This is a genomic window from Fumia xinanensis, assembly GCF_014384905.1.
In the GTDB taxonomy this organism is placed as follows: domain Bacteria; phylum Bacillota; class Clostridia; order Oscillospirales; family Ruminococcaceae; genus Fumia; species Fumia xinanensis.
This window is the reverse complement of record NZ_JACRSV010000004.1, coordinates 51507-63745: the sequence shown is the minus strand read 5'-3', so window position 1 is coordinate 63745 and position 12239 is coordinate 51507. Positions and strand designations below refer to the sequence as shown.

The window sequence follows — 12239 nt, the reverse complement described above, 5'->3', positions numbered from 1 at the left end:
CCGGAAAGGAACGTTATTCTTTATGAAATCTGTGGACAATTCGCTGCAAAATACAAACGGCGGCTTTGACAGCAAAATCGGCTTTATCCTCGCTTCCGTCGGCTCGGCTGTGGGTATGGGCAATATCTGGATGTTTCCCTACCGGCTGGGTTCTTACGGCGGCGCCGCATTTCTGATTCCCTATTTTTTGTTTATCGTTTTATTTGGCATCGTCGGCCTGTCCGGCGAGTTCGGTCTGGGACGGCTCACCGGAACCGGCCCTATCGGCTCTTATGACTATGCGATGAAATCCCGGGGCAAAAAAGGCGGCAAGTTGTTAGGGGCCATTCCCCTCCTCGGTTCTTTGGGCATCGCCATCGGCTACGCCGTTATCGTCGGCTGGGTGCTCCGCTCGGTGTGGGGCGCTGTAACGGGAGACCTTATAAGCATCCCGTCGGACGAATATTTTGCGGGAGCCACCGGACAATTTGGAAGCATTCCCTGGCATGTCATCGTGGTGGCCCTAACGGTGATCATCCTTATCGGCGGCGTTTTAAAGGGCATCGAAAAGGTCAATAAAATCATGATGCCCGCCTTTTTCATCCTGTTTATCGTCATCGCCGTTCGGGTGGCCTTTCTCGACGGAGCGGGTGAAGGCTACCGCTACCTTTTGATGCCCAAATGGGAATATCTCTTGAAACCTGAAACCTGGGTCATGGCTATGGGACAGGCCTTTTTCTCCCTTTCCATCACCGGCTCCGGCATGATTATTTACGGAAGCTACCTGAAAAAGAAGGAAAATATCGTTCATTCCGCCGGCATGACGACATTGCTCGATACCTGTGCCGCGCTGATCGCAGGCTTCGCCATCATCCCCGCTGTTTTCGCCTTCCAGTTGGATCCCACGTCGGGCCCGCCCCTCATGTTCATCACTTTGCCGAAGGTCTTTGCTCAGATGCCCATGGGGCGGCTTTTCGCAGCGTTGTTTTTCCTTTCCGTCCTATTCGCGGGGATCACCTCGCTGGTCAACATGTTTGAAGTCTGTTCCGAAGCGGCCCAGAAAGAGCTTCGGATGAAGCGGATTCCCTCCATCCTGTTGGTGGGCGCCGCCGTACTCTTGGTGGGCATTTTCATCGAGTACGAGCCCTTCCTGGGCGCCTGGATGGACGTGATCACCATTTATGTGGTTCCCTTCGGCGCGATGCTGGGCGCCATCATGATTTACTGGGTGCTGGGCACCAAAAAAATCGACGCGGAGCTCAATATCGGCCGAAAAAAGCCCTTGGGAAAATTCTTTGACTTCTGCGGAAAATATGTCTATATCCTACTGGCGGTGGTCGTGTTTATTCTAGGCATTGCCTACCATGGAATCGGATAAATTATTATAAGAAACTGCTTGCTTTTCAAAAACGGATGTGATACACTGATGGAAAATTAGTGTATCACATCCGTTTTTGAGATTTTCTCACAATAAAGGAGGGCTTTTCTCATGATCGATGAAATGTACTTTTATGACATTTACCCTAAAATCGTACAGGAAGACAAAAAAACGCCCATCACCATCCGAACTCTGTCCAGCCATGTGGCGTTCCAAGAAGGTGGGGACTATGTCGTCCGTATCTACCCTATGACGGCGGACATCTACTCCGATACCCGTCCACCAGTTATCGAGTATCCTGTCAAAGCCCTTCACGGCTCCATCCTTTTCTCCCACGCCTTTGTGGGCGAACAGGAACACATGGTGCGAATTTTCCGCAGAGGCGAGGACCGCTGGTTTGTCCAGCTGTCCATCTATTCTCTTAAAGAAGACCTCTTTGACCGGTATCCCTATCGCGGTGACTTTCACGTACACACTTATTTCTCCGACGGCAGGGAATCCCCGGAATTTGTGGCCGCTATGTACCGGCAGGCGGGCTTCGATTTCATTTCCATCACCGACCACGGCCGGAGATACCCCTCCATAAGCGCCATCGACGCCTACAAAGACATTCCCATGGATTATAAAATCTATCCCGGCGAGGAAATCCATCCGGTGAAAAGCCACATTCACATTATCAACTTCGGCGGCGATTTCAGCGTCAACGACTTATGCCGCACCGTGGACGAACAGAATAATATCTTCCCCGTACCGGAGTGGATGGAAAAAGTGGAGGCTGCCGCCAAGGAGCTGGGCGAGCTGCCGGAGGGAGTCGATCCCTTTGTCCATGCCTGCTGTCTCGAGGTATTTAAGCAAATCAAAGCGGCAAACGGCATGTCCATCTTCTGCCACCCTTACTGGATTCCCGATGTCTACCACGTGACTCCCGGCTTTACGAAATTTTACCTGGAAAACGGCTTTGCCGACGCCTTTGAGTTGTTAAACGGCCACACCTTGCGGGAAAACAACCTCCAAACCGCCTTTTGGCACGACATGTGCGCGGGCTGCTGCAATATCCCTATCGTGGGCAGCAGCGACTCCCACGGCACCGTCAATCGGAATCTGTTCAACGAGCAGAAAACCATTGTCCTAGCCCATGAGAATACACGGGACGCCATCATCGAGGCGGTCAAGGGTGGGTACAGCATCCCCGTTGAAGAATACGAGGGAGAAGAGCCCCATTTTTACGGCAGCTATCGGATGGTCAGCTATGGCATCTTCCTAAACCGCAACTATTTTCCACTCCACGACGAGCTTTGCTACGAGGAGGGCCGGCTGATGCGGGCCTACATCGGCGGAGACAGCGGAGCGCGGGACCGACTGGTGGGTTTGAATGGGCAAACCGCCCGTTTGATGGAAAAGTATTTTGCTAAATATGAATAAGCGAACAAAAAGCCGGGAGTCGTTGACTCCCGGCTTTTTCATTCTGATTATTTAAAGCTTTCTGCAAATTCTCTGCCTAAAGCTTTTGCATTGGCCAAATCTTCTTCAGTGGGGACGAACACCACCCGGAAGCCGTCGCTGAACACCTTCATTTTGAGGCCTTCCAGACGGGCTTTGACGTTGGCAGCGGCCTCTCCACTCCAGCCGTAAGAGCCAAACACCAGCGCCGGACGCTTTCCACTGTTGACCGCGTCCACATGGCTTAGAAGCTGCCACACAGGAGGAACCGCATCCCGGTTGATGGTGGGAGAACCGATGGCGAACGCATCGCAATGATTCAGCTTTGCCGACAGCTCGCCTATATCGTGTTTGATGATATCATAGGTCTCGACTTGAGCGGCCGGCAGTACTTCTTTAATACCCTCGGCTATCTTCTGGGCAAGCTGGCGCGTATTTCCATAAGCCGAGCAGTAGAAGACCGGAATCTGAGGAACATCGTTGGGCTTTATATCGCACCACTGGGCGTATTTTTCCAGCGCGTAGCCGATGCGGCCGTCTTTTGTGAGGATGGGGCCATGGCTGGTGCAGATAAAGTCGATATCGAGACCTTCTATTTTATCGAGGCCTTTGCGCACGTAGGAAGGAAACGGCCCGAAAATCGCATCATAATATTCCTTCAAAGCCTTCTCGTAGCCCGCCGGTTTGGTGACATTATAGTCAAAAGTATAGGGCTCGCAGTAGTGGCAGCCGAGAAAATCGCAGGAAAAGAGCACCTTATCTTCCGGAAGATAGGTAAACATGGAATCCGGCCAGTGCAAAAACGGCGCCGACAGGAACCGGAAGGTCTTACCGCCTAAGGGAAGCTCTTCTCCGTCCTTGATGACGTGAATTTTCATATCCGGCAGATTGGTGATCCCCTTGATGTACAAGGAACCCGCCTGGGTACAATATACCTCGGCATTGGGGTTGTGACGGAGTACTTCTCCCACAGCGCCACTGTGGTCGGGTTCGTTATGATTCAAAATAATGTAGTCGATCTCTTCCAAAGGGCAAATTTCTTCGATATTGGCGAGAAACTGCTTGTGAAACGTCTTATGGCATCCTTCCACTAGCGCAGTTTTCTCAGAACCTTTGACAATATACGAGTTATAGGTAGTACCATACTCAGTATGCATCACGATGTCGAATACCCGCATGCTGGGATTCATGGCGCCGACGGAATAAACGCCATCTAAAATTTTAACAGCCGACATATTTTCTTCTCCTTTATTTTCATAGCTACACAAAGAAAGGCAGACACTTCTGTCCGCCCTCCCCTTTTTCCCATTTGATTATTCTGCTTCAAACAAATCCTTGCCGACGCCGCACATAGGGCAGGCAAAATCCTCAGGCAGATCTTCAAATTTGGTGCCGGCGGCGATTCCCATATCGGGAGCGCCTTCTGCCTCGTCATAGATCCATCCGCAAACAGTGCAAACATATTTTTTCATTATGATACCATCCTTTCAAGATGTTTTTTCCTTTGCCAGTCTCTGGAATCTTTTCCCTGAGATTGATTTAAATATAACACGGCTTTTATTCTTTGTCAATTGCTTTTAGAATTATTCTAATGTCATTTACAGTTTTTTTACTTTTTTGAAAGCAGAGGTTTTAAATATTGTCCCGTGTAGGATTCCTTGACCTTGATAATCTCTTCCGGTGTGCCGGTAGCCACAATCGTTCCTCCGCGGTCGCCGCCTTCCGGTCCAAGATCAATGATGTAGTCTGCTGTTTTCAATACGTCCAAGTTGTGTTCAATGACGACGACAGTATTGCCGCCTTCTACCAGTTTTTGCAGTACGTCAATGAGCTTGTGCACATCGTAGGTGTGCAGCCCAGTGGTGGGTTCGTCCAGAATGTAGATGGTGCGCCCGGTGCTTCTCTTCGAAAGCTCGGTGGCAAGCTTCACCCGCTGGGCCTCGCCGCCGGACAGAGTGGTAGCAGGCTGCCCCAGCTTGATATAGCCTAAGCCTACTTCGTACAGTGTGGCGATCTTCCGCTGGATTTTCGGGATACTGTCAAAGAAGTGCATGGCCTCTTCCACCGTCATTTCCAGCACATCATGGATATTCTTGCCCTTATATTTTACCTCCAAAGTCTCCCGATTATACCGTTTCCCCTTACACACTTCGCAGGGAACATAAATATCGGGCAGGAAATGCATTTCGATTTGCAGAATACCGTCGCCCTGGCAGGCTTCGCAGCGCCCGCCCTTGACGTTAAAGGAAAACCGCCCGCTGCTGTAGCCTTTCATCTTCGCTTCCTGAGTCTGGGCGAACAGCTCTCGGATGTCGGTAAAAACGCCGGTATAAGTGGCGGGATTCGACCGAGGAGTCCGGCCGATGGGCGACTGGTCGATATCGATTACTTTGTCCAGCTGCTCAATGCCGATGAGTTCGTCAAAATGTCCCGGCTTAATGCGGGAGGTGGACAAAGTCTGGGCCAGCGCCTTGTAGAGAATTTCGTTGACAAGGCTGGATTTTCCCGAACCGGACACACCGGACACGCAGGTAAAAGTCCCCAGTGGAATCTCCACGTCTACGTTCTTCAGGTTATTTTCAGCGGCGCCTTTGATAACGAGTTTTTCCCCGTTTCCTTTTCTCCGAACCTCTGGAACTAGTATTTTCCGCTTGCCAGTCAAATACTGCCCCGTCAGAGACTTTTCGCAGTTCATCACATCCTGCAAACTGCCCGCGCAGACGATTTCCCCACCGTGGACGCCGGCTCCCGGCCCCACATCGACAATGTAGTCGGCGGCCCGCATGGTGTCCTCATCGTGTTCCACCACGATGAGGGTGTTGCCGATGTCCCGCAGCCGTTTGAGCGTCGCCAGCAGCTTGTCGTTGTCCCGCTGGTGCAGGCCGATGCTAGGCTCGTCCAGAATGTACAGCACGCCTACCAGAGAGGAACCGATCTGGGTCGCCAGACGAATGCGCTGGCTCTCTCCGCCGGAAAGGCTGGCCGAACCACGGGAGAGGGTCAGGTATTCGAGCCCAACCGCCTGCAAGAAACCCAGCCGTTCCCTGATTTCCTTGAGGATTTGCTCGGCGATCATGGTGTCCCGTTCCGACAGCTCCAAACCGTTCACAAAATTTAAAGCATCCGTGACGGACAATTTACAGAGATCGCTGATATTTTTATCACCCACCGTGACACTTAAGTACTCTTTTTTCAGCCGTTCGCCGTGACAGTCAGGGCAGAGTACCGCGCTCATACAGGTGGCGATTTCATCCCGGATGAAACTGGATTGGGTCTCCCGAAACCGGCGCTCCAGATTATTGATAATCCCCTCAAACTCGGTGTCATAGGTGCCGGTACCGTACTCGTTTTTCCGCACCATTCGGATGCGCTGGCCCTTGGTGCCGTAGAGTATGGCATCCAACTGCTCTTTGGTGAGTTTTTTCACCGGCGTGTCCAGCGAAAATCCGTAATGGGCTGCAAGAGCCTCGTAATACATTTGGGCGATAGTGCCGCTCTCACCAATATACCATCCGCTGGCCTTGATAGCTCCCTGACGGATGGAAAGGTTCTTGTTAGGAATGACCAAATCCGGATCCACCTTCATAAAGGTTCCCAATCCGGTACAGGTGGGGCAGGCGCCCATGGGATTGTTGAAAGAAAACATCCGGGGAGCCAGCTCCTCGATGGAAACGCCGTGTTCGGGGCAGGCGTAATTCTGGGAAAACATCATCTCTTCCCCGTCAATGACATCGGCGATGATGAGTCCGCCTGACAAGTGGATGGCCGTCTCAATGGAGTCGGTTAGCCGGGCTTTGATTCCATCACCGATGGCAATGCGGTCGACGACGATCTCGATATTGTGCTTTTTGTTCTTTTCCAGCTTGATTTCTTCCGACAAATCGTAGATATTTCCGTCTGCCCGCACCCGGACGAAGCCGCTTTTCCGGGCAGCCTCAAATTCTTTGACATGCTCGCCCTTCCGGCCCCGCACCACCGGTGCCAGGAGCTGTAATTTCGTCCGCTCCGGCAGGGCCATGAGCTGATCGACAATCTGGTCTACCGTCTGCTGCTTGATTTCCCTTCCGCAAACCGGGCAGTGGGGAACGCCGATACGGGCGTACATCAAACGGAGGTAGTCGTAAATCTCGGTCACCGTGCCCACGGTGGAACGTGGATTTTTGGAGGTGGTTTTCTGATCGATGGAAATGGCGGGAGAAAGCCCCTCGATATAGTCTACGTCGGGCTTTTCCATCTGTCCCAAAAACTGCCGGGCATAGGAGGAAAGACTCTCCACATACCGGCGCTGGCCGTCGGCGTAGATGGTATCAAAGGCGAGGGAGGATTTTCCAGAGCCCGAAAGCCCCGTCAAAACCACCAGCTTATCTCTTGGAATTTCTACGTCCACATTTTTCAGGTTGTGCTCCCGCGCCCCTTTGATGATGATTTTATCTCTCGCCATGCTAAACTCCTTTATTCCCTGCTGCCATTTTCCACACATCTCCCAGAGGTCTGTGAAAAATTCAGCGTTCCAATTCCTCTTTCAGTTTGTTGATCTTATCCCGCAGGAAAGCGGCCTGCTCGAATTCTAAGAGCTTGGCCGCCTGTTTCATTTCGGCGGTCAGTGCTTTTATCATCTGCTGCTTCTCGGCGCGGGACAACCGCTTGCCCTTTTTGTCGATGGTGTCTTTCGAGGAAATCTCCAAAATCTCCGCCACCGATTTTTTGATGGTCTTAGGCGTGATGCCGTGTTCCTTATTATAAGCAAGCTGAATCTCCCGGCGGCGGTAAGTCTCCCGGAGGGCCCGCTCCATAGAGCCAGTCACCGAATCGGCATACATAATGACCTTGCCCTCGGAATTTCGGGCGGCCCGTCCGATGGTCTGGATGAGGGAGGTCTCGCTGCGGAGGAAGCCCTCCTTGTCGGCATCCAATATGGCCACCAGGCTCACTTCCGGGATGTCGAGTCCCTCCCGGAGCAGGTTGATGCCCACCAAAACGTCAAATTTTCCCAGCCGCAGGTCGCGGATAATCTCCATTCGTTCAATGGTGTCCACATCGTGGTGCATATACCGCACCTTGACCCCCATGCCGTCCAAATAGTCGGTCAAATCCTCCGCCATCCTTTTGGTCAAAGTGGTGACGAGCACCCGTTCCTCTTTATCCACCCGAAGGTTGATTTCGGACAACAGATCGTCGATCTGGCCCTCCACCGGCTTGACGATGACTTCCGGGTCAACAAGGCCGGTGGGGCGTATGACCTGTTCGGCAATGTTTGCGCTGTGTTCCCTCTCAAACGCGGAGGGAGTCGCCGAAACGTAAACCACCTGGTGGATTTTCTTATAAAACTCATCAAAATTGAGGGGGCGGTTATCAAAGGCAGAGGGAAGCCGGAAACCGTAATCAATAAGTGTCTGTTTCCGAGCCCGGTCGCCGAAAAACATACCCCGCACCTGGGGGATGGTGACGTGGGACTCGTCGATAAACATCAAAAAATCGTCCCCGAAGTGGTCAAGCAGCGTGTAAGGAGTGCTCCCCGGCTCTCTTCTTGACAGAACCCGCGAGTAGTTCTCTATCCCCTTGCAGAAGCCGATTTCCTCCAGCATTTCGATGTCGTATTTGGTGCGCTGCTCAATCCGCTGGGCCTCTAGGAGCATTTCGTTGTCCCTGAAATACTTGACCCGCTCCAGCATCTCCCGTTCGATCTCCTCCACCGCTTCTTTCATCTTGTCCGGAGGAGTGATGAAATGAGAGGCTGGAAAAATTGGCACGTGGGAAATGACGTTTTTCACTTCGCCGGTCAGGGGGTTAATCTCAGAAATCCGGTCAATTTCGTCGCCGAAAAACTCCACCCGAATGGCAGTTTCGCCGCTCCCCGCGGGAAAAATCTCCACCGTATCGCCCCGTACCCTAAACTTGTTGCGGACAAAGTTAATATCGTTGCGGTCGTATTGGATGTCCACTAATTTGCGCAGCAAGGCATCCCGGTCGATCTGCATGCCTGTCCGAAGGGAAATCACCATGCTCCGGTAGTCGATGGGGCTTCCCAGTGAGTAAATGCAGGACACGCTGGCCACGATGATGACATCTCGCCGTTCCGCTAAGGCACAGGTGGCCGAGTGGCGGAGCTTGTCGATTTCGTCATTGATGGCGCTGTCCTTTTCAATATAAGTATCGGTGCCGGGGATGTAGGCCTCCGGCTGGTAATAGTCGTAGTAGGACACAAAATACTCGACGGCGTTTTCGGGAAAAAACTCCCGGAACTCGGTGCAGAGCTGGGCCGCTAGAGTTTTGTTGTGAGCCAAAACCAGAGTAGGCTTATTAACTCTGGCAATCACGTTGGCCATGGTAAATGTCTTACCAGACCCGGTGACGCCCAGAAGCGTCTGCTCCCGGTTGCCGTTTTCCACCCCTTTTACCAGACTGTCGATGGCTTCCGGCTGGTCGCCAGTGGGCTGATAAGAGGATACCAGTTTAAATTTTTGCTCACTCATAGACATTTTCTCCCGTTTTGCATCCAATGCCAGTCGGCCAGTACTGATTCACATAACTTCCTTCATTTTGACAAAAAAAGAAGAGAACAACCGTTTTCAACGTCTATCTTACTCCTTATTTCGCCAATTGTCAATGATTTAGTATACCACAAGAACCCTGTTTTTACAATTGAGGAATGATACAACGATTTTTGTGACAAAACGGTAAAATGGTTCCGTTTGTTTCTATCATTTCTCCGATTTGGAGGACGCCGACAGGCTCATTACCGACAAAGGCTTGCCTGAAACGGTAGTCGCAGATATTCGGTACAACACCCCGGGACTCAATCCGGATTTGGTATGATCCCCTATCGAATATATCCATATAAAATTCGCCCTCCACGTAAAATGGAGAGTGATTTTTGTCTGTCTTTTTCAGTCGTTCCCCGCGGGAAGATTACCTTGAAAAATACCGCCAGCAGAATCCTAAGGCCAAACTTTTTTTCGAAGATAAAGGCGAGCCGGCTATTTAGCGTTGTATGACAGCAATCTGGGCTATATAAATTCCAGCAAAAAAATATAACTTGCATTTACCGGACTGCAGAGTTTTACCCTGCGCATGCTGTATGATAGACAAAAAGTAACGGGATCTCCCATTTAGCGGAAATCCCGTTACTTCATATAATACCATGTAAATATTTTCTTTTGTGAATGCTGATAACAAAATCTTGCTGTACAGAACCGTAACATTCTGTCCACTAAAAAACGTCGAATTCATCCTGCCTTGGAAGCTGCATCTCCACAATGTTTTTGATGCCCAAGTGTCCAAATTCCATCATTGAAACCGCCGTATCGCCAGCAACAACAAAATGGTCCAGAAATTCGATATTGAGCTGGCTCAGTACTTTTTGCAGCCGTCTTGTCGTATCGATGTCGTGACGGGAAGGCCTCGCCACGCCGTGTGGATGGTTATGGGCAAGAATGATGCTCACTGCGCCGCACTGCAATACGATTTCCGTGAGCTTTCTTAAATCCACGTGAGCCATGCTTTTACTGCCTTTGGAAATAATTTCTGTCCGCAGCAGCTTGCAGGCATTATTCATACAAAGTAAATATACGATTTCTTCTGATCGGCCCATAAATTTCGGAAGCAAATATTCTCTGATTTTATCGGTGGTATCTAGAATTTCTTCCTTCTCCTTGCTCTCTTCCATAAATTTGCGGTAGACTTCCGGAACTAGTTTAATCAGGATCGCTGCGTTTCGCGTCATTCCTTTGACGGCGGCCAGCTGCTCTACATCTGCTAAAAACACCTGCGAGAAACTGCCAAAGGTGCGGATCAGCTCGTGGGCAATATCGTTGGTGTCCTTTTGGGGAATGCCGAAAAACAGCAGTATTTCCAGCACATTGTGCAGTTCGAAATGCTCCAGCCCGCCTTCGTTGACGAATCTCTCCTTGATTCTTTGCCGATGACCGGCATGGGGATTTTCCTTCCTGGCGCCTTTCTTTGTTGTTGCAACTTTTGTTTCGTCCTCAATCTGTACCATGACAATCCCCCTTCTTTTATCAAGGCCGGATAGTTATCTCTGCTTATGATAAAATATCTAAAAATTTTCTTTTTTACATGGAGACAGTATAGCACATAAATTTTGTTCTGTAAATGTTCTTTTTGGTATATAAAGGCGCTTAAAAAACCAAAAGAAATTGAAATGAAGGTGGAAATTCATTTTAAAATGTAGTATAATAATATTTACTTATGTTTTGACAGTGTCTATGACATTTTAACTTTTCCAAAACGATGAAAAATTTTACCATAAAGGAGCCTTTTGGTTGGAAATTTATCTGGATAACTGTGCTACTACAAAAGTCTGTATCGATGCGGCAAACGCCTGTATGAAAGTAATGACGGAACAATACGGAAATCCCTCATCCCTCCACAAAAAAGGGGTGGAGGCGGAAAATATTGTTACGGCAGCCCGCAAAACGGCGGCCTCTATTTTAAACTGCGACCCCGATTGTATCATCTTCACCAGCGGTGCGACGGAAAGCAATAATCTTGCGATATTAGGCGGCATCTCTGCCCGGAAACGGGATGGCAAAACCATTGTCACCAGCTCAGTGGAGCACGCTTCAGTGGAACATGCGGCAGCGTATCTAGAAAAGCAGGGCTATACTGTCAAACGTGTCGAACCAAAACCCGGCGGCAACTTCGATGAAGCCGATTTTATCAATGCGGTGGATGAAGACACCGTTTTGCTCACCTTTATGATGGTCAACAACGAGTTGGGCACTGTACTGCCCTATGAAAAAATCATCCGCGCCCTGCGACAGAAGTTTCCCAAGCTCCTCATCCATCTGGATGCTGTTCAGGGGTTTACCAAATTCCCCCTGAATGTCCGTAAAATTGATGCTGACCTGATTTCCTTCAGCGGCCACAAACTCTACGCCCCTAAGGGCATTGGTGGACTTTACGTCAAAAAAGGCGTTCGAATCGAACCCATTATCTACGGCGGCAGCCAAGAACGCAGCCTCCGCAGCGGAACGCAAGCTGTCCCCCTAATCGCGGCTTTCGATGAAGCACTCAAACTCTGTCGGGACGAAGGAGAAAAATTTGCGGAAACTTATCGTTTCTGCAACGATTATTTGCGTAAGGCGTTTCAGAAGATGCCGGAAGTGGTGATTAACTCCCCGGCAAACGCTTCTCCTCACGTGCTCAACATCTCGGTTCCCGGCGTGCCTTCTGAAATCATGCTACATTTTTTGGAACAGCACGATATTTTTGTCTCCAGCGGCTCTGCCTGCTCCAAGGGTGCCAAAAGCGTCGTGCTCAAAGCTTACGGCCTCCCGGAGGATCGGGTCAAATCAGCCCTGCGCCTCAGCTTTTCCAAAGACACTGCCAAAGAGCAGCTGGACGGGTTCCTCGACGTGTTAGAACAGGGTATCCGGCGGTTCAAAGCTGTGATCCGGTAATGCTTATCTCCACATAGAAA

Annotated in this window: 8 protein-coding genes; 3 read left to right on the top strand and 5 right to left on the bottom strand. The window is 50.5% G+C overall.

What is annotated here, in order from left to right; translation table 11 throughout:
• Positions 1 to 22 precede the first annotated feature (22 nt).
• A complete protein-coding gene (locus H8710_RS11410) occupies positions 23 to 1357 on the top strand; it encodes a sodium-dependent transporter (RefSeq protein ID WP_249295839.1) in 1335 nt (444 codons plus the stop codon).
• A gap of 111 nt (positions 1358 to 1468) precedes the next feature.
• A complete protein-coding gene (locus tag H8710_RS11405) occupies positions 1469 to 2779 on the top strand; it encodes a PHP domain-containing protein (RefSeq protein ID WP_249295837.1) in 1311 nt (436 codons plus the stop codon).
• A gap of 47 nt (positions 2780 to 2826) precedes the next feature.
• Here the strand turns inward: H8710_RS11405 and H8710_RS11400 are convergent, their stop codons facing one another.
• The 5 genes from H8710_RS11400 to H8710_RS11380 form a co-directional block, all read right to left on the bottom strand.
• Positions 2827 to 4032: an FprA family A-type flavoprotein gene (locus tag H8710_RS11400; protein WP_249295835.1), complete on the bottom strand. Its 1206-nt coding sequence runs from the start codon at positions 4030 to 4032 to the stop codon at positions 2827 to 2829.
• A gap of 78 nt (positions 4033 to 4110) precedes the next feature.
• On the bottom strand, positions 4111 to 4269 hold the full coding sequence (rd, locus tag H8710_RS11395; protein ID WP_249295833.1) for a rubredoxin: 159 nt from the start codon (positions 4267 to 4269) through the stop codon (positions 4111 to 4113).
• 137 nt (positions 4270 to 4406) lie between these two features.
• Positions 4407 to 7238 carry an excinuclease ABC subunit UvrA gene (gene uvrA, locus H8710_RS11390; protein WP_249295828.1) on the bottom strand — a complete coding sequence of 944 codons (2832 nt, stop codon included), beginning with the start codon at positions 7236 to 7238 and terminating at the stop codon, positions 4407 to 4409.
• Between the two features lie 61 nt (positions 7239 to 7299).
• A complete protein-coding gene (gene uvrB / locus H8710_RS11385) occupies positions 7300 to 9270 on the bottom strand; it encodes an excinuclease ABC subunit UvrB (RefSeq protein ID WP_249295826.1) in 1971 nt (656 codons plus the stop codon).
• A gap of 737 nt (positions 9271 to 10007) precedes the next feature.
• Positions 10008 to 10796: a JAB domain-containing protein gene (locus H8710_RS11380; protein ID WP_249295824.1), complete on the bottom strand. Its 789-nt coding sequence runs from the start codon at positions 10794 to 10796 to the stop codon at positions 10008 to 10010.
• Positions 10797 to 11079: 283 nt separating this feature from the next.
• Here H8710_RS11380 and H8710_RS11375 point away from each other — a divergent pair, with 283 nt between their 5' ends.
• A complete protein-coding gene (locus H8710_RS11375; RefSeq protein WP_249295822.1) occupies positions 11080 to 12219 on the top strand; it encodes a cysteine desulfurase family protein in 1140 nt (379 codons plus the stop codon).
• Positions 12220 to 12239 lie beyond the last annotated feature (20 nt).